Origin of the sequence: Parasphingorhabdus sp., from assembly GCF_039982415.1 — a bacterium.
Taxonomy (GTDB): Bacteria; Pseudomonadota; Alphaproteobacteria; order Sphingomonadales; family Sphingomonadaceae; genus Parasphingorhabdus.
This window is the reverse complement of record NZ_JBDWYL010000008.1, coordinates 255,597-274,054: the sequence shown is the minus strand read 5'-3', so window position 1 is coordinate 274,054 and position 18,458 is coordinate 255,597. Positions and strand designations below refer to the sequence as shown.

Annotated in this window: 17 protein-coding genes; 11 read left to right on the top strand and 6 right to left on the bottom strand. The window is 51.3% G+C overall.

Annotation, left to right across the window (positions count from 1 at the left end):
* Positions 1 to 190 precede the first annotated feature (190 nt).
* Positions 191 to 805 (top strand): redoxin domain-containing protein, encoded by a 615-nt coding sequence (locus ABJU74_RS13910; RefSeq protein ID WP_348384893.1) that lies wholly within the window; start codon positions 191 to 193, stop codon positions 803 to 805.
* Between the two features lie 167 nt (positions 806 to 972).
* Entirely contained in the window at positions 973 to 1,341 is a 369-nt protein-coding gene (locus tag ABJU74_RS13905) for a hypothetical protein (protein ID WP_348384892.1), read from the top strand.
* Positions 1,342 to 1,448: 107 nt separating this feature from the next.
* Here the strand turns inward: ABJU74_RS13905 and ABJU74_RS13900 are convergent, their stop codons facing one another.
* The gene (locus ABJU74_RS13900; RefSeq protein WP_348384890.1) at positions 1,449 to 2,564 is read right to left on the bottom strand and encodes a serine hydrolase domain-containing protein; all 1,116 of its coding nucleotides are present in this window, start codon (positions 2,562 to 2,564) and stop codon (positions 1,449 to 1,451) included.
* Positions 2,565 to 2,578: 14 nt separating this feature from the next.
* Complete coding sequence (locus tag ABJU74_RS13895; protein ID WP_348384889.1) at positions 2,579 to 3,481, bottom strand: bile acid:sodium symporter; 903 nt, start codon at positions 3,479 to 3,481, stop codon at positions 2,579 to 2,581.
* Between the two features lie 257 nt (positions 3,482 to 3,738).
* On the opposite strand from ABJU74_RS13895, the gene ABJU74_RS13890 reads away from it, so the two are divergent.
* From ABJU74_RS13890 to ABJU74_RS13880, 3 genes are read left to right on the top strand one after another with little or no spacing between them, the layout of a single operon-like run.
* The gene (locus ABJU74_RS13890; RefSeq protein WP_348384888.1) at positions 3,739 to 4,428 is read left to right on the top strand and encodes a glutathione binding-like protein; all 690 of its coding nucleotides are present in this window, start codon (positions 3,739 to 3,741) and stop codon (positions 4,426 to 4,428) included.
* A gap of 2 nt (positions 4,429 to 4,430) precedes the next feature.
* The gene (locus ABJU74_RS13885) at positions 4,431 to 5,060 is read left to right on the top strand and encodes a 2-hydroxychromene-2-carboxylate isomerase (RefSeq protein WP_348384887.1); all 630 of its coding nucleotides are present in this window, start codon (positions 4,431 to 4,433) and stop codon (positions 5,058 to 5,060) included.
* A 17-nt stretch (positions 5,061 to 5,077) separates the two neighbouring features.
* Positions 5,078 to 5,860: a crotonase/enoyl-CoA hydratase family protein gene (locus ABJU74_RS13880; RefSeq protein WP_348384885.1), complete on the top strand. Its 783-nt coding sequence runs from the start codon at positions 5,078 to 5,080 to the stop codon at positions 5,858 to 5,860.
* On the opposite strand, the gene ABJU74_RS13875 is transcribed toward ABJU74_RS13880, so the two are convergent.
* Together ABJU74_RS13875 and ABJU74_RS13870 are read right to left on the bottom strand one after the other, a co-directional pair.
* The gene (locus ABJU74_RS13875; protein WP_348384884.1) at positions 5,857 to 6,297 is read right to left on the bottom strand and encodes an acyl-CoA thioesterase; all 441 of its coding nucleotides are present in this window, start codon (positions 6,295 to 6,297) and stop codon (positions 5,857 to 5,859) included. The genes ABJU74_RS13880 and ABJU74_RS13875 overlap by 4 nt on opposite strands.
* 17 nt (positions 6,298 to 6,314) lie before the next feature.
* Complete coding sequence (locus tag ABJU74_RS13870) at positions 6,315 to 7,739, bottom strand: MFS transporter (protein ID WP_348384883.1); 1,425 nt, start codon at positions 7,737 to 7,739, stop codon at positions 6,315 to 6,317.
* A gap of 203 nt (positions 7,740 to 7,942) precedes the next feature.
* On the opposite strand from ABJU74_RS13870, the gene ABJU74_RS13865 reads away from it, so the two are divergent.
* From ABJU74_RS13865 to ABJU74_RS13840, 6 genes are all read left to right on the top strand, one after another.
* Positions 7,943 to 9,415: a glycosyl transferase family protein gene (locus tag ABJU74_RS13865; protein ID WP_348384882.1), complete on the top strand. Its 1,473-nt coding sequence runs from the start codon at positions 7,943 to 7,945 to the stop codon at positions 9,413 to 9,415.
* Positions 9,416 to 9,444: 29 nt separating this feature from the next.
* Positions 9,445 to 10,515 carry a hypothetical protein gene (locus ABJU74_RS13860; RefSeq protein ID WP_348384881.1) on the top strand — a complete coding sequence of 357 codons (1,071 nt, stop codon included), beginning with the start codon at positions 9,445 to 9,447 and terminating at the stop codon, positions 10,513 to 10,515.
* 101 nt (positions 10,516 to 10,616) lie between these two features.
* Positions 10,617 to 11,531 (top strand): sulfite exporter TauE/SafE family protein, encoded by a 915-nt coding sequence (locus ABJU74_RS13855; protein WP_348384880.1) that lies wholly within the window; start codon positions 10,617 to 10,619, stop codon positions 11,529 to 11,531.
* On the top strand, positions 11,528 to 12,301 hold the full coding sequence (locus ABJU74_RS13850; protein WP_348384879.1) for a TIGR02186 family protein: 774 nt from the start codon (positions 11,528 to 11,530) through the stop codon (positions 12,299 to 12,301). The genes ABJU74_RS13855 and ABJU74_RS13850 overlap by 4 nt, the downstream gene beginning before the upstream one ends.
* A gap of 359 nt (positions 12,302 to 12,660) precedes the next feature.
* Positions 12,661 to 14,202, top strand: a complete 1,542-nt coding sequence (locus ABJU74_RS13845; protein WP_348384938.1) for a DUF87 domain-containing protein — start codon at positions 12,661 to 12,663, stop codon at positions 14,200 to 14,202.
* 131 nt (positions 14,203 to 14,333) lie between these two features.
* Positions 14,334 to 14,771, top strand: coding sequence for a hypothetical protein (locus tag ABJU74_RS13840; protein ID WP_348384878.1), 438 nt, complete (start codon positions 14,334 to 14,336; stop codon positions 14,769 to 14,771).
* A 447-nt stretch (positions 14,772 to 15,218) separates the two neighbouring features.
* Here ABJU74_RS13840 and ABJU74_RS13835 read toward each other — a convergent pair whose 3' ends face one another.
* Both ABJU74_RS13835 and ABJU74_RS13830 read right to left on the bottom strand, forming a co-directional pair.
* Complete coding sequence (locus ABJU74_RS13835; protein ID WP_348384876.1) at positions 15,219 to 15,611, bottom strand: GxxExxY protein; 393 nt, start codon at positions 15,609 to 15,611, stop codon at positions 15,219 to 15,221.
* A 38-nt stretch (positions 15,612 to 15,649) separates the two neighbouring features.
* Positions 15,650 to 18,382: a valine--tRNA ligase gene (locus ABJU74_RS13830; RefSeq protein WP_348384875.1), complete on the bottom strand. Its 2,733-nt coding sequence runs from the start codon at positions 18,380 to 18,382 to the stop codon at positions 15,650 to 15,652.
* Positions 18,383 to 18,458: the final 76 nt, after the last annotated feature.

Genomic DNA, 18,458 nt, shown 5'->3' with positions numbered 1-18,458 from the left:
GATTTAACATAATATATGGTCACAGAAAGAAATGCAAATTCATGGAGGCGGGACGCAAAGAGTCGAGAGGATAAGTTGATTTTGAAAGGCCACATAAACGCTGCGTGTATCGTTAAATTTGACAATGCGAAAACAGGTTTACATCATTAGAACAGACCAGCTAATTCAGAAAGCTCATGGGGATAGAGCAATGACAAAAATCGGCTATTTGGGCATTTTGAGCGGTCTGACCATGATCGCGGGTTGTTCCAACGCAGAGCAAGACACTAATGCTCGCCAGCCAAGTTCGGAAAGCTTGGAGCAAAATGCCGCCATCTTCCAATATGATTCTGGCCTTTCGGTAGGCGACCGGGTGCCATTGGACATCGCAGTAAAAGTCGACGGCAAGGCGACCAATCTGGCCAAGCTACTGGAAGACGGGCCGATCGTTCTGTTTTTTGTGCGTTCGGTTGAATGGTGCGGTTTTTGCCAGGCGCAACTCAAAGCGGTGGAACAAATTATTCCTGACCTGGAAAGCCGCGGCTATCGACCAATAGCGGTGAGCTATGATCCGACCGATGTTCAATCGAAATTTCTCGTAGATCAGAAATTGAATATCACCTTATTGTCGGATGAATCCTCCTCACTTATCGATGGATTTGAATTGCGGGATCCACAATTTACACAAGGACGAGCCGAAGGTGTGCCCTATGCGGCTGTCATGGTCATCGGTCAGACTGGCCGGATATTGAACAAAACGATTTCGGGAAATCATACGGTTCGGCCGCGCAACCAGCAGATTTTAAACTTGGTCGATGCCATTTAATCAAAAGTTTATCGGCGGCTAGACGCGGCGATTTGCACCATGTTTTGGTCATTTTTGTATCGATTATTTTGATTAAAAATCAATCTATAAGCTATTTATTCGATTTATTTTGTAACCGAATCTGGTGATTTGGCGAAGCTCCTATTGTCCAGTCAAGGAGACACAAAATGAAGAATACAGGATTATTTACGCTATTGGGTCTTGCTGTTGCATTCGCTGCAGCTCCCGCACAAGCTGCAAAAATTGATGTATCATCTGCGCAGTCAGTGGCTTATGACAATAACGCATCGCGCATCAACATAACCGATGTTGAAAGCTTAGAAGCGGCTGCCGAACTCAGACGGAGTAGTCGGTCTTTCCGGAGCGGACGGGGCTTGCGTCACCGTGGTTTTCGAAGCCGTGGATTTAAGCGCCACCATTTTGGTCATCGTCGTGGACTGAAACGTTATAAAAGTTTCAAGCATAAAAGTTTCCGCCATAGCCGCTATAAACATCGCGGATTTGGACGGGGCCATTTCGGCCATCGGGGCTTTTAATATGGCATCGCATTGTTTTTGGCCAGCGGTTTGGAAAGCAAACAGTTGGCCAAAGCATAGCGATTATAGATATACTCGGTTTCCTATTCCCGAGACCGGTAGCGCGCTTATTTGACAAATTCAGATAGAAATTTGGCGGCAATTGGACTGGTTTCAATCTCGGCTCGCGCTAGGCTATTACCCCACCAAAGGGCTTCGGTATTGGCCAATAAAATCAAGGTGAGGTTCTTCTCGGGTATTTTAAGATATAGTGCGGAATAGCGACCGGGATCCCATCCAGAATGCCATGCGAGCTGATGGCCTTGCCAATTTTGGACAAACCATCCCCAGCGATAATCGCCATTTTCATCTACGATGGGATCCTCGAAAATGCGCCGATACCAGTTTGAAGATAGCAATTGTCCTTTTTCAAGCGCCTGATCAAATTGCGCAACATGGCGTACGCTGGCTTTGATGCCGGCTGATGCTCGGAAATCATCATCTGATATGCTCGACCGGGTTCTTTTACCGTTTTTCACATCAAAGGGCAGGGCAAGCAAACGCAATGCCGAGCCGCCTTTGGGATCCCGCCAACCAAGGGCAATATCCCTAATGCCGGCTCGGTCCATGACTCGTTGACGGACAATGTCACGCAATGCACGGCCGCCGGAACCGGAAATGGCACGATCGATACGCGCGAAGCTGATCGGATTGTAAACAAACCGGCTGCCGTCTCCATTGGCACGCATATTGAGCATGTCACCGAGGCTTAAATCGCGTTTGCAATCCATGGCCGGAATTTTGGTCCCATCTTCTTCTACACCGCCCCGGCCAAATAAAATGCCGCTCGTCGATAGCCAGGCGCACATACCGGCCCAGCCTGGATCCGACCGCATCGATAGGTTCAGATTCAAATTGCCTTTATCTGCTTCGGCGAGAAGAGCTGTCGCGACAATGGGCTTGGTAACCGATGCGATAGAATAGGTGGTCTGTGTCGTTGCGGGGGTTTCGGCTTCATCATCCGACCAGCCATAAGCTTTTTCCCAATATAATTTTCCCTCTTTCAATATGACAGCCGACAGCGAGGGCATGCGATGTTTGTCGCGATAATCGCTCAAAAATTGATCAAATTGCGCGATGGCGGTGGTGTCGTCACCATTGGATCTTAATTCAGATTGTGCCGCAATGGGTGTCGCGCCGAGGAAGGCGGTTAGCGAGAAAAGCGATAGGAATGTTCGACGCACGAGATTCTCCATTTCTATAAAACGGCGAGCTTTCTGATTTTTTTGCGGTTCCAAATGATGATGACCGCAGCAATAAGCATTTGCATCACACCATAAGCCAAAAGTGAAAATAGAACCATATCACCAAGCGCATCGGGTTTGCCGACAATGGCTGGGAAAAGGGACGCTTTGAGCATCAAGCCTAAATTCACATTGCGAACCACCACCTCCATGTCAATCGCCGTAGCGTCAGCTGTAGACAGTCCCAGGCCCCGACCCACCAGCCAGCTAGCGACAGCCAAAACAAGGATCAGCAACAGGATCAACAGCAGATTGGAAGGGCCAAATTGGTTGATGTCGAGACGTCCCGACAAAGACGATCCGATCACAATCATCAATATGCCCAATAGGGTTCCGCGAACACACCATTTGGAAAAGGTTGCGGCGCTTTTGGGAAAGAAGCGCAGATAAGCCATGCCAATGGTAAGCGGAAGCAATAAGGTCAATGCAATTTCAGTCATGATCGCTTGCCGCGGCATAACGAAATCATCTGGCATATATTGCGCGATGAGCAGTTCCAATATCAGCGGGGTGGTCACCAAGCAGGCGATGGTGGTCAAGGCCGTGATGGTCACGGACAAGGCAACATTTCCGCGGGCAAAATGCGTGAATATATTGGAAGTCGTGCCGCCGGGTATGGCCGCGATAAGGGCAATGCCCACAGCCACGCCACCAGCAATAGAAAAGCCTTGGATAAACAGAAAGGCGATGAGCGGTACGAGCAATAGTTGAATTGCAGAACCGCTCGTAACGGCTTTGGGCTCGACAAGAATTTCCCGAAAATCTTTTGGTGTCAGCGTTGCCCCCATGCCGAGCATGGCGAGGACCAGCTGGAAAACGGCAAACCAATATTCATTTGCGATATAAAAGGCGCCCATAAGGTCTCCGCTAGTGGATGTGCAGTTGGATAGCTTTTGTCCGAACTAGCGCAATTCCGCTAGGAGAAGCAAAATAATCAGACAATATTTCACTTCAACCTGGAAAAAGCGGTTTTCACGGAAATGGAAAGGCGCGAAAAGGTGGCGGTGATTTGGGTTATTCTGTGTATGAATACATTTACAAAACCGTCTGTCGAGAGATTCGATGGCGGGAATTATACACGTCTTATCCTCAACTTAAGCGGAAGATGCCGGCCATGATTGATCTATATTTTGCACCCACACCCAATGGTTGGAAAATCAGCGTGATGCTGGAAGAAAGCGGTTTGGATTATCGTATCAAATGGGTGAATATTGGAGCGGGAGAGCAGTTTGAACCGGACTTTCTGGCAATTAGTCCGAATAATCGCATTCCCGCTATAGTCGATCATGATCCAGAGGAAGGCGATGCGCCTGTCAGCATTTTCGAAACCGGCGCAATTTTGCTTTATCTCGCGAACAAAGCGGAGCAATTTTTGCCCGCCGATATGCGCGGTCAAATTGCGACGACCGAATGGTTGATGTGGCAAATGGGCGGCCTCGGGCCGATGATGGGGCAGCACGGTCATTTCAAACTCTATGCTCCCGATCGAATTGCTTATGCGACCGATCGCTATCGCAATGAAGTGCTCCGCCTGTTTGGCGTGATGGACAGGCGCTTGGCGCAGGAATCCTATTTGGCCGGCACAGAATATACGATTGCCGATATGGCCTGTTTCCCATGGATCCAGACGTATAAGCGTCAGGAAATAAATTTGACCGACTTTCCGCATGTGCAGCGCTGGTATGAAAATTTGAAACAGCGGGAAGGCCTGCGCCGCGGGATGGCTGTGGGCCGGGACAAGATTAATCGCAATCCGCAAGACGATGCAGCGGTGCGCAAAACTCTATTCGGAATAAAGGAATGACAATGACGACGGTTGACTTTTACTTTGATCTTTCAAGCCCTTGGACCTGCTTGGCGTTTCACAATATCCAACCGATTATCGCCGAAACCGGCGCGCAGATCATCTGGAAACCGTTTCTGGTTGGCGGCGTTTTCAATGCGGTTAATCCGACGGTCTACGCAGCCCGCGAAAATCCTGACAATCCGAAATTTGTGCACAGCTTTCGGGTGATGAAGGACTGGGCGGCGCTGGCCGGTATTGCGATGAACTTTCCCAGCCCGCATCACCCGGTCAAGTCCGTCCATGCGATGCGCGCTTGCTGTGCGCTGGAAGACGATCAAACCCGTCTCCATCTTTTTGCGACCGCCGCCTTTAATGCTTATTATACCGACCAACGCAATCTCGATGACCCGGCGGTTCTGGTCGCGATAGCGGATGAGATTGGTTTTGATGGCAATGCTCTGGTTGCCCGGACGCAAGAGCAACAGGTGAAAGATCGCTTGCGGGCCAATACCGAAACGGCGATCGCGCGTGGGTCCTACGGGTCACCTAGTATTTTTGTGCCTTATGAAAACAGTGAACGTATGTATTTTGGCAATGATCAGTTGCCGCTTGTTAAGCGAGCGATTAAACTGCATCAGAATCAGGATTGATGAAAAGGAATTTATCCATGTCAGAACGCGTTACCATTTCGGTTGAAAACCATGTAGCCGACGTTCGGTTTAACCGGCCGGAGAAAATGAACGCGCTCGATCCTGAACAAATTGACGCGATAATTGATGCCACTGATCAGCTTGCTGCCATGAAGGATGTGCGCGCAATCATACTGTCCGGCAATGGCAAGAGTTTCTGCGCCGGGCTTGATATGGCAAGTTTCACACAGTCGAGTACAACCGGCAGTCTGGTTGACCGGACCTATGGCAATGCGAATAAATATCAGCATGTCGTCCTGCAATGGCGGCGTCTGCCCGCGCCGGTTATTGTAGCCATTCATGGCGCCTGTGTGGGAGGCGGCCTGCAATTCGCATCAGCCGGTGATGTGCGTGTTTCAACCGCCGATGCGAAATTGTCGATTATGGAAATGCGGTGGGGCCTGATCCCCGATATGGGAAGCTACTCCACTTGGCGGAGCTTTGTCCGGGATGATATATTGCGCGAGCTCACTTATACCAATCGTATTTTCTCCGGTGAAGAAGGCGAAAAGCTCGGCTTTGTCTCTCATCTTGCAGAGGATCCACTCGCCAAAGCGATGGAATTGGCGCATGAAATTGCGAGCAAAAATCCCGATGCCATTAAAGCGGCCAAACGGCTCATGAACCAATTGCCTGATATGAATGAAGACGAAATTCTAATGATGGAAAGCGTTGAACAGACCCAGGTTGGGAAAAACCCCAACCAGAAAGAAGCGGTCATGGCGTTCATGCAAAAACGCGCCGCTAATTTTAACGACTAGGCTGCGCCGCGGTCAACCAATTGGCTTTCCAGCACTGCGCGAAAAGCGTCGTCCATTTTTTTCGCGCTTTGTTGGTTGGTCAACACCAGTGTTGTGGTGCATGTCGCTACGCATTGATCATTCTGAAATGCGGCGGAAAGTATGTCCCAAGAGGATGACCCGATGCGGCCGATACCGCTGCAAATTTTGGCATCATCCGGGAAATGGGCTTCGCGTAGATAATTAATCTGGACCGCGGCGATGAGCCATCGGTCGCCCTCTGCGCGATTTTCCATCCCGATAGATCGGTTAAAGCGCACACGGCCATTTTCGAACAAATCCGCCATGGCAACATTGTTTATATGCCCAAGCAAATCCATGTCACCGAAACGGGTTTGCGTGATCAGAGCGAACGGATAGTTTGCTGGCAGCAGCTGCCAAGCTTCTGGTTTGGACATGAGCGGAGCCTATGCGCTTAGTTCATTTTAGCGACAAGATCTTTTTGCAGGGTTTTGCAGGCATAGACATACATGGCCCCAGAAAGGGCAAAAATCGTGACGATATAGATCATCGACCAACGCAACCCTTCAGCACTTGCGGTCATGCAGGCTTGCGCCTTGTCCGCGCCTAGCGCTGCAATCAAATCATCCGGTTTGCCTTTACACAATTGCGGTGTCAGTTCGCCGGCAAATTGAGATGCAGCCAGATCAGCATTCATCAAAATGTCGCTTAAAATACCGATGGCTAAAGGTCCGCAACCATAGCCGATGAGATTGACAACAAACAAGAACAAGGCAACGGCCGTCGCACGCGATTGTGGGCTCGCGACGCCTTGGCATATCGTATACTGCGCCCCGAGATAGCCATAATGCAAAATGGCTCCAACGATCAAAACGCCTACGGCAAACGGTACGCTCTCGGTGGTGAATCCGATCCAATAGAGCGGAACACACACAATTAACATTACGCCGGGAAGCCAGGCTACAACATTGGGATAACGGCCGCTCATTTTCTCGGTAAGGTAACCGGTTATAAAGGCGCCAAAGGACGCGGCAAGCCCCAATGGAACTGCGATTTGCAATGCCACTTCCGAAATTGACATTTCATGGGCCCGTTGAAAAAATGCCACTTGGAAATTGCTCACGCCGTAGCCAACAAAGGCAACAAAAGCCGCCGCGAACATATTGATCCAGAATGTCGGTTTGGCAGACAATTCTTTGATCGTGTCGGCCATGCCCATTTTGACAGGCTTTTCCGTAGTTGGCGGATCGGCATAGCCGCGAGGCGGCTCTTTTACCGTCCACAAAAAGATCAGGCCGAAAAACACGCCAGGAATGCCCAGCGCAAGAAACGCTTCGCGCCAAGAAAACATTTCGGTGATCGGGCCGCCAAAAGCATTCGCCAGCACACCGCCGAGCGTGATACCCATGGTATAAATGGCGATGGCGCGTGCTCGACTGCGCGGCGGGAAATAGTCGGAAATGATGGAATTGGCGGCTGGAGTGAGCCCAGCTTCACCGATGCCCACGCCAATGCGAAATACCAGCAAGGCGATAAAACTTCCTGCAATACCGCACAAAGCCGTCATGAGCGACCATAGAACCACACTGGCGGCAATGATCCTAACGCGGTTCCATTTCTCTGCCAATCGGGCGATGGGAATACCCATTACCGTGTACATCAAGGCAAAGCCGAACCCGGAGAGCAATCCAAATTGCCAGTCTTGCAACTTAAATTCTTCAATAATCGGTTGAGCCACCACGCCGATCAATATGCGGTCGATAAAGTTCAACGTGTAGAGCAACATGAGCGATATGATCACATAATTGCGATATCCGCTGGTACCAAATGCCTGTCCGGTATTGGTTGCGGGCGAGCCCTGGGCCTGGGTTGCGCTCATTTCGTCTCCTAGATCTGTTTTTTTTGATGATGGCGGCATCTGCTCTGCAAGTCCAGCACCCATTGCCGGCGCATGCAATAAATTGAATGCGCTGGCTTTTTCGGGCGTTACGGTGCTGATCGGGCGCAGTATGCGGATTTTTGCAAGTCTTGATTGCAGCAGTGCTGTTTCGATGCGGTGCGTCGGTCTTTATGGCGCAGATAATGACAGTGCCGGCGCTCTTGCAACAAGATATTTTAATGGTCATTCAACTCCTGCAACAGGAGCTGCTGCTGTTCACCAGCCTCGCCATATTGGTAGGATCGATTGACGATTTAGTTTTTGATTCCATGTGGGTAACCCATATCATCAAAAAGAAATGGTCCGGTGGCCGGCCATGGCACCTGCCGAAAGGCGATAACGCGGAAGCCAATAGCCCGATACCTGAAAATTGGGCTGCTGGTTCGAATGCGCAGCCGCTTGCGATATTTGTCCCGGCTTGGCGGGAAGCGGCCGTTATCGGAACCATGCTGCGTCGCTGTCTGGCGCAATGGAACCATCCCCATTATCGCATCTATGTCGGATGCTACCCGAATGATGATGCAACCATTGCGGCAGTGGTTGATGTTGCTAGCGCTGCGGACAATATTCGCATTGTCATTTGCGATAGGGCTGGACCAACTTCCAAAGCAGATTGTCTCAACCGACTATGGCGCGCATTGTGCCAAGACGAATTGGCGCAATCCCTCCGGTTCAAGGCCATCATATTGCAAGATGCCGAGGATCTTGTGCATCCTCAAGCGCTCACGCTTTTTGATATTTTGATCGAACGTGCTGCTTTGGTGCAAATTCCTGTTATTCCGCGGCGGGCATCGCAATCAATTTGGATTGCCGGCCATTATGGCGATGAGTTTGCTGAAATGCACGGCAAACAAATGGTTCTGCGCGAGGCAATGGGCGTCTCCATACCATCAGCGGGGGTGGGCTGCGCCTTGCGCCGGGATGCGTTGGGGCAATTATCGGCCGATTCCCATGGCCAGCCTTTTGATGCTCAGAGTTTGACGGAAGATTATGAATTGGGAATCCAGCTAACGGAAGGCGAAGAGCGCGGTCTGTTCGCGCGTGTACAAGATGAACATGGCCAATGGATTGCCACGCAGGAATTTTTCCCCGACACGCTCGAGGCCGCGGTAAAGCAGAAGAGCCGATGGATGACTGGCATTGCTTTGGCTGGATGGGATCGATTGGGCTGGAACGCCTGCTGGCGGGAAAATTGGATGCGTCTCCGGGATCGCAAGTCCAGTTTGGCCGCACTGGTTCTGGCGCTGACCTATTTGACGATATTGTTGACCGCTTTCTTATGTGCTTTGGACAAAGCCGGTTTTTATGCTGCCCAACCCATATCCGAAGAATTGCTGGCGTTATTGGCCTTAAATGGCATTTTTTTGGCATGGCGCTTGGCCGTGAAAGCTTATTTTGTCGGTGGAATATATGGTTGGCGTGAAGCGATTTTGTCAGTGCCCCGAACCATTGTTGCCAATGTCATCAATATTCTGGCGGCCAAACATGCATTGATACAATATTGGATAAGCTTGCGCGGTGGGCGTTTGCATTGGCATAAAACACAGCATTTCCATCCCAATTTGTCTGCCGCTAAAAGTTTAAAATCGCGCGATAGTGATTCTGGCTTGGGATGATGATTATATCAGCAAGCCAAGGCGCGCCCTTGAAAATCTTATTCGGCATCGCCATGGCTTGGATTGCGGTGCGGGTTTTGTGGCAATATTGGGCCGGTTTCAGCGGCGTCATGCCAGCTGCGGCGGCTGAGCGGGCACCCAAATTGACGGTGCAACCAGAGCGTCCATGGGCTTTTCAGTCGCATAATGCTGATCATACTGGTTTGCTGCATCGGTCAGTTGCTGTCCGGCAGAATTGTGCAAATTGCACAGGTGTTGGTTTGGATGAAAAGGATCCATTCGCGCGCTTTGATATGAGCCTCAAATCGCCATCTTCGGTCCGCACAATTGGAATGGCTGATAGCTCAGTCCACAGTCCAATGGATGTCGCGGCCTATTTATCGCCATCATCATTGTCGGCTGATCCCGCATCCCGTGGGATCGATAAACCATCGGCGTTGTCAGGCTATTTCTGGTTGTTTGCGCGCGATGATCTATCCATCCCGTTAGGCGCAACAGCGCCTTTGATATTGCCATCTGCGGCCGGTCCTTATGGGGGGAGCCAAGCCGGAGCAAAATTAAGCTATCGGTTGGCTGGCCATCGCTCACAATCATTATCTGCTTATATAGGGACATCCACCGCATTGGCCGCCGCCGGCGAAGAGGAAGTCGCTTTCGGCCTGTCCGCCAAACCACTGGCCAATGTGCCCTTGTCGATATTTGCTGAACAACGGTTGGGTGCTCAAAATTTTTCTAATCGCGGCACCGCCGTTTTTGTCGCTGGCGGATTGGAGGTCGATCAGCTTCCGGTTCAGATCAGATTGGATTCTTATGGTCAGGTCGGATTTGTTTTGGCGAAGGAGAATGGTTATTTTTTCGATGCTGCGGTGACAACCGAGCGAGAAATAGCGTCACGCGATAAAATAAAATTTTCTGCAGGCGCAGGGATCTGGACTGGCGGACAAAAAGGCTTGCACCGAATTGATATCGGTCCGCGCGCCGCTATCAAATTCCCGATAGGCCAAACAAAACTCAACATTTCCGTTGATTGGCGGCACCGTATAGACGGCAAGGCTCTTCCCGACTCTGGGCCTGCGTTGACTATTAGCTCCAGTTTCTAAGGGTATATCGCAACGATTGAACAAGAAAATTTGAACTTTCTTGTCCGACTTGGTCTCAAGTCCCTTTATCCTGTCACGAAAAGGGATTAGTCCTTGGAAATATGGATATTTACCTCCCAATAGCCAATTTATCGGTCGATGCGTTTGTCATCGTGCTGCTTGGCGGGTTGGTAGGCATCTTGTCAGGCATGTTTGGCGTGGGCGGTGGCTTTCTCACCACACCCTTGCTCATCTTTTATGGTATCCCGCCAACGGTTGCGGCGGCATCCGCTTCGACCCAAGTAACGGGTGCTAGTATTTCCGGCGTAGCGGCGCATATGCGGCGCAAAGGCGTCGATTTCCGAATGGGTGCCGTGCTGGTTGTGGGCGGTATATTTGGAACTTTATTTGGGACTGTCCTGTTCCAACTCCTGCAAAGTCTGGGACAAATTGATACAGTGATCTCGGTGCTCTATGTACTGATGCTTGGCGGCATTGGCACGATGATGGCCCGTGAATCCTGGACCAGTGTGAAGGCAGTGCGATCGGGCAAGCCGTTGCCCGCGCGCAAAAGACGGCATCACCCTTTGGTGGCCAATCTGCCCATGCGTTGGCGTTTCTATCGATCGGGCCTTTATATTTCTCCGATCGCGCCCTTTCTGCTTGGCTTGATCACTGGTATTTTGACAATGTTGCTGGGGGTCGGCGGCGGCTTCATCATGGTTCCTGCCATGTTATATCTGCTAGGAATGGGCGCGCAGGTTGTGGTTGGTACATCGCTGTTCCAAATTTTGTTCGTCACCATTGCATCGACAATGATGCACAGCATGACCACGCGGGCAGTGGATATTGTTCTGGCAGGCTTGTTGTTGATCGGCAGTGTCACCGGGGCGCAATTGGGTGCGAAATTTGCGCAGCGGATGCGACCGGAATATCTTCGGCTTACGCTTGCGATCATGGTGCTGTTGGTCGCTATCCGCATGGCCTTGGGTTTGGGTTTTCAACCCGACGAAATTTTCACGATACAGCCGCTATGATGGTCTTGCGCAACACATGGGCGGTGCTCTTAGCCAGTTTGAGTTTGCTGTTCCTTACCACTGGCAACGCGCCGGTGCTGGTGCCCGACGTGTCGCAAGACAAGATCAGCATACAGGGTGATTTTAACGGGGCGCAGCTTTTATTATTTGGAGCGATAACCTATCCGCCGGGGACACCCAATCGCGATCAAGCGGATATTGTCGTGGTATTAAAGGGGCCGACCGAATCTATAGTCCTGCGCGAGAAGCAGCAAGTGGCGGGAATTTGGGTCAATGCTGCGAGCAGCGAATTTCGTTCGGCGCCGGGCTATTATGCGGTTGCATCCTCGCGGCCGATTGAAGAGATTGTCGACGATAAGACGGCAGATATCTACGAATTGGGTCTCGATCATTTACAATTGTCACCGGCCGGTGCGATCGACAGCAAGGAACTGGACCGGTTTACTAATGGGCTGGTGGATCTGAACAGCCGCGGGCGGCTCTATAAAAACCTGCCCAATAGCGTCGAAATTACCGATTCCGTATTGTATCAGGCGCGGATTAATTTGCCGGCCAGCGTGCCGGTGGGAGAATATTCGGCGGAAACATTCTTGATCATTGATGGCCGGGTAGAAGCCGCAGAAATAAAAGACATCACCATCGAGAAGATCGGATTGGGGCGGTTCATCACCAATTTGTCGCAACAAAATGGCTTTATCTACGGTTTGCTGGCGGTCTTGCTTTCCGTCATTCTGGGTTGGGCGGCAGGCTATTTGTTCCGCAAAATATAAGCGTTTTCGTCCTGCGATCGGCTAGCGCCTTTTTGCGCCGCCGGTAAATATTCCTTAACCATGATGGCTTAATCCTCGCAATCGATCAAATAAAACAGGATTGCGCCTTCATGTCAGATATGGGTTCTCACAATTTTCCCGCGGCTCGTCCGCTTCCTTCGGCAGATGATACGGCGGCCAAACCCGCAGCACCTGCGGATCCGAGCGCGGCCCCCACGGCGGCTGCACCGGTGGCCCCAGCAGCAGCGTCCGCGCCTGCACCCGCACCTGCACCGGCGGCGCAACATGCGCCGAAGCGCTCTGAAGGTCATAAAATTGGGGAAGTGATCGAAATTGCCGGATCCGGTTCGCGCATTGTAATGGACGCGGCGGTTCTCGCCGGATTGAAAGATCATCCTGATGCGACCGTGACCATGGCTGGACAAGTGGGCAGCCAAGTCAAAATTCGTGTCGGTCAGACATGGCTGCTCGCCAATATCCGCACGCAAAAACTATATGAGGGACAATCAGGCTTGATTACCGCTGAAATTGATTTTCTCGGTGAAGGCGATGAAGAACGGTTGACCGGCCATATTTATAATTTCCGCCGGGGTGTCACACGCTATCCGGTGCCTGGTTCGGTCATCTACGCAGTGACGACGCCAGATCTTAAGCAAGTCTATGCATCCGACGGCCGCGCTAATGTTGAAATTGGAACCGTTTACCCAACCGACGATATTCGCGGTGCGCTCTATGTTGACGCGATGCTCGGCAAACATTTTGCTTTATTGGGATCCACCGGTACCGGTAAATCAACATCAGCTGCTTTGATCCTCCACAAGATCTGCGACATTGCGCCAGAAGGTCATATTTTGATGATCGACCCTCATGGAGAATATTCCGCGGCATTTAAGCAAAATGGCCGGCTGTTCGATGTCAACAATCTCAATTTGCCTTATTGGCTGATGAACTTTCGCGAGCATTGTGAAGTCTTTGTGCAATCGACTGGCGATGCCAAACAAATGGATTGCGATATCCTGGCAAAATGTCTGCTAGCCGCAAAAGCCAAAAGCCAGGCTGCCCAAGGGGTTGCAAAACTCACCGTGGACAGTCCTGTGCCCTATTTATTGTCCGACCTCACCACCATCATCCAAAATGAAATGGGTAAGCTCGACAAATCAACCAACACCGCACCGTTCATGCGGTTGAAAACCAAGATTGACGAGATCAAAGCGGATCCCCGCTATAGTTTCATGTTCTCTGGCATGTTGGTTGGCGACACTATGGCGGACTTTTTGTCCAAGATTTTTCGTTTGCCATCAGATGGCAAACCGATTTCGATCATTGATGTGTCCGCTGTTCCCTCGGAAATTACCCCAACTGTTGTTGCGGTGCTCAGCCGACTGGTTTTTGACTTTTCCATCTGGGCCAAAAATGAGCCGCAGCGGCCGATTTTATTGGTCTGTGAAGAGGCACACCGTTACATTCCCAATGATGATGTCGGCGGCGAAAGCAGCGTCCGCGATATATTGAGCCGGATTGCTAAAGAGGGTCGTAAATATGGCGTGTCGCTTGGCTTGATTACCCAGCGGCCTTCGGATTTGGCGGAAGGTGTTTTGTCACAATGCGGTACCATCTTATCGATGCGCTTGAACAATGACCGCGACCAAGCCTTTGTGAAAGCGGCAATGCCGGAAGGCGCGCGCGGATTTTTGGATTCCATCCCGGCACTGAGAAACCGCGAAATTATCTGTTGCGGCGAAGGTGTGGCCATTCCTATTCGTGTCTCTTTGGATACATTGGTAGAAGAACGCCGTCCCGCATCGGAAGATCCGATGTTTAGTGAACTTTGGCGCGAAAATGGCGGCGAAGAGGAAATTATCCAACGCGTTATCAAACGCTGGAGAAGCCAGGGCCGCTAATTATTGCAGCGGCTTTTTGTCTTTTTTCATCGATCGTTGGTCGAACAGCCATAGCATCACCATCCCAACCGATTACATCTGTAGTCGAAGGGTCGGAAAGAATATCCGGCTCAACAGGATGGAGATTAACGATGATCAATCAGAGCAAGTTTCGTAAAACGGCCGGAATGGCGCTGGCCGTGATGGTTACGGCTATCCCGTTGGCGGCTAGTCATGCGCATAATAGTGAGCATAAATTTAGCAAAAAATGGAGCGAAAATCTCGCCGAGAAAATTCAGGCAAAAGTCCAAGCTGGTATGACCAAAGGGGCTATCGGCATGGAAAAAGCATCAGAAAAAATGTTGCGCGGCGCGGATAAGATGGACGCTTATGCAAGTCGATTGGAAACGGATGCGGCTTTTCGAGAAGCGGAAGCGGCCAAACGGAAAAAATGGAATGAAGGCGTTTTGACCGCTGATGATCTATTGGAAAAAGTCCCAGAATTTCGCAGGGGTGCTAGGGAATTACGAGAAGGGGCTGCGGAAATGAAAAAAGCGGCGGAACAAATGCGCAATGGTGATGCGAATTAGGGTTTTTTGAAGGGTTGAATTTGGAGGCTGTTTGGGAGCGCGAAGGGCGCAAAGGTTTTGAAGAGGTTGGCTCCGTGTTTTGGTGGTGGTTCTTTAAGCCTGATGTGGTGTGATGAGCGCTTCGCGGTGTTAGTTTGACGGGCTGGAAAAGAAATTCATCACTGCCTCAAATACTAGCCCTAACCGACCACCAATCGCCGCCCTCTTAATAATCTTAGCGTTCTCCGCGTTCAAAATACGCAAAGAGCGCTAAGATTTTGAAGAGGTTGGCTCCGTGTTTTGGTGGTGGTTCTTTAAGCCTGATGTGGTGTGATGAGCGCTTCGCGGTATAAGTTTGACGGGCCAGAATAGATTTTATCACTGCCTCAAATACTAACCCCAACCGTCCACCAATCGCTACCCTCTTAAAAATCTTAGCGCCCTTAGCGCCCCAAAAACAGCGCCCCGTCAAGACAGGCGATAATTGTTAGCAACCCGCCTCAAGCCTTCTTTCAATGTAATGCCGCCAAAATTGATCAAAAGCCCTAAGGGCAATTTCATTAGGCGCAAATAGGTCAATGTTTGGCGGGTATGGACCGGAACCAATTGGCGGACCGCTTTGATTTCCAGAAGCAATTGATTCTCGACCAAAATATCGACGCGAAACGCACCAGGAAAATCCAGCCCATCTATGCGGGCACCGACCGGCATTTGCCGATCCGTTTTGATATCTTGCTTGCGCAAACGGTTGGCGAGCACCTGTTCATAGACCGATTCCAAAAGCCCCGGCCCAAGATCAATATGCACATTCATCGCCGTATCAATTACACGGCTGACTAAATCCTCAAGATCGGCCTTCATGTCCACGCAGATGGTTTAGCCGATTTTATCGAAACCGCTTACCCCAAACGCGCAAGGGCGGCTTGCAATCGTTCCGCTTCCGCGCTTTTGTCCGCTAGATCTGCGCGGGCCTTTTCCACCGCTTCCGGTTTGGCTTTCTCAACAAAATTCGCATTGCCAAGACGGCCTTCGAGAGATTTGGCTTCTTTGGTGACGCCTTCCAAAGCCTTGTTCAATCGGGCTTTTTCGGCGTCAATATCGATCGCACCAGCCAGCGGTAGGATATAGGTTGCGCCATCGATTACAATCTGTGCGGTTGCCCCATCCGGTGCAGGGTCGAAGGAGAAGCTTTCCAAACGGCCAACCCGATCCAGTGCGGACGATTGTCTTGCAATACGTTGCTGTAGAGCATCATCGCCGTCACGAACATGAGCGGTCATCTTCGTGCCCGGCGCGATATTGAGTTCGACCTTTGCGGTTCGGGTGGCCGAGATTAGACGAATGAGCCAATCGACTTCCGCTTTCGCATCAACATCGATTTCCGCCTTCGGTTCCGGCCATTTCGCGACGATCAGGTCATAGTTACGGCCGCCGGTTTCCGACGCCATGCTGTGCCACAATTCTTCGGTGATAAACGGCATGAATGGGTGTAGCATGACAATAATCTGATCGAGCACCCAGCCAGCAACTGCGCGCGTTTCATCCGCTGCAGCCGCATCATCGCCTTGCAGCAGCGGCTTGATCAACTCCAGATACCAGTCGCAAAAACGATCCCAAGTAAAGTGATAAATGGTGTTGGCCGCCGCATCAAAGCGCAAATCACCAAGCGCTTTGTCGAGCGTGGCCAGCGTTTCGGTCACCTCGGAAATGATCCAGCGGTTGACCGGCAGCGCGGCCTCTGGTGCGCGCAGTGTTTGGCTCGCCCCAATGCCGTTTACTTCACAGAAGCGCGATGCGTTCCAGAGCTTGGTGGCAAAATTGCGATAGCCTTCAACCCGCTTGTCATCCATTTTGATGTCTCGGCCTTGACTTTCCATGGCCGCCATGAAGAAGCGCAGCGCATCGGCGCCATATTGATCAATCAGGCCGAGCGGATCGACGACATTGCCTTTGGATTTGGACATTTTCGAACCATCTTCGGCACGCACCAGACCGTGCAGATAGAGCCGCTTCCACGGCACGTCTTTCATAAACTGAATGCCTTGCATCGCCATCCGCGCATCCCAGAAGAACAGGATGTCAAAGCCGGAGATGAGCAAGTCATTCGGGTAGTGGCGCTTGAGGTCTTCGGTTTCTTCCGGCCAGCCGAGAGTACCGAAAGGCCAGAGAGCTGAAGAGAACCATGTGTCGAGGACGTCGGGATCGCGAGTCAGCGGGATACCTTCGCCAGCTTGCGTTTGCGCGGCGGCTTCGTCTTCTGCCACGAATATATTCCCAGCATCATCGAACCAAGCCGGTATCCGATGCCCCCACCAAAGCTGGCGAGACACGCACCAAGGCTGGATATTTTCCATCCAGTTGAACCAGGTTTTTTCCCAGGTCTTTGGGACAATCTCGATACTGCCGTCGCGCACCGCCTTGATGGCTGGTTGAGCAAGTGTCTCAGCATCGACATACCATTGGTCGGTTAGCCATGGTTCAATCACCACACCGCCGCGGTCCCCGAAAGGTGTAGCGATGGTACGGGGTTCGGCATCATGCTCAACCTCTTCGCCGTCCTTGTTTTTGAAGACATGCGGGATCAGGCAGCCTAGTTCTTTCATCCGCTGCACTACCAGTTCGCGCGCGCCATCCACGCCGTCTTTCTTGAAACGATGCAGGCCGATAAACTCATCTGGCACCAAGCCATCGGCACTCTGGCAAACATTGGCTTCGCCATCGAGCATATTGAGCATCTCGCCCGCGGCAAAACCGGCGCGCTTGCCGACCTCGAAATCGTTAAAGTCATGGCCCGGTGTGATCTTCACCGCACCGCTGCCGAGTTCCGGATCAGCATGTTCGTCGGCCACGATCTTAAACCGGCGTCCAGTGATTGGTTGCTCAATCTCTTTGCCGATCACACTTTGATAGCGTTCGTCACTGGGGTGCACGGCTACGGCCATATCGGCCAGCATCGTTTCAGGCCTTGTGGTCGCGACCTCAATATAATCCTGTCCGTTGTCGAGCTTTCCGCCGTCAGCAAGTGGATATTTGAAATGCCAGAAACTGCCTTTGATATCAGTGGTTTCAACTTCCAGATCTGAAATAGCGGTTTTCAGAGCTGGATCCCAATTGACGAGCCTTTTGTCGCGATAGATCAGTCCATCATTATACAAATCAACAAAGACTTTGAGCACCGCCGCGTTCATGCCTTCGTCCATGGTGAACCGCTCGTTCGACCAGTCCATGGAACAGCCGAGACGGCGCAATTGTCCGGTAATGGCACCGCCGGATTCTTCTTTCCATTCCCAGACTTTTTCGACAAAATCTTCGCGCGAATAGTCGGTGCGCTTTTCTTGTCGGTCGTTCATTTGGCGTTCGACGACCATCTGTGTGGCAATGCCGGCATGATCCATGCCGACAACCCAAAGGGCATCTTTACCCTTCAGCCGTTCATGGCGAATGATAATGTCTTGCAGCGTATTGTCGAGCGCGTGGCCAATGTGCAAACTTCCCGTCACATTGGGTGGCGGATTGACAATCGTAAACGGTTCCGCATCGCTCCGTTCAGGGCGAAATTGGCCGGATTTTTCCCAATGGGCATACCAGCGCGCTTCGATCGCCGCTGGGTCGAAATTTTTATCTAATGTCATGCGCTGCCTTTGCCAGCGCCCGCGTTGTTATTCAACCACCGTTATGCGTGTAATATCATCACCCTGAGCAGGACTC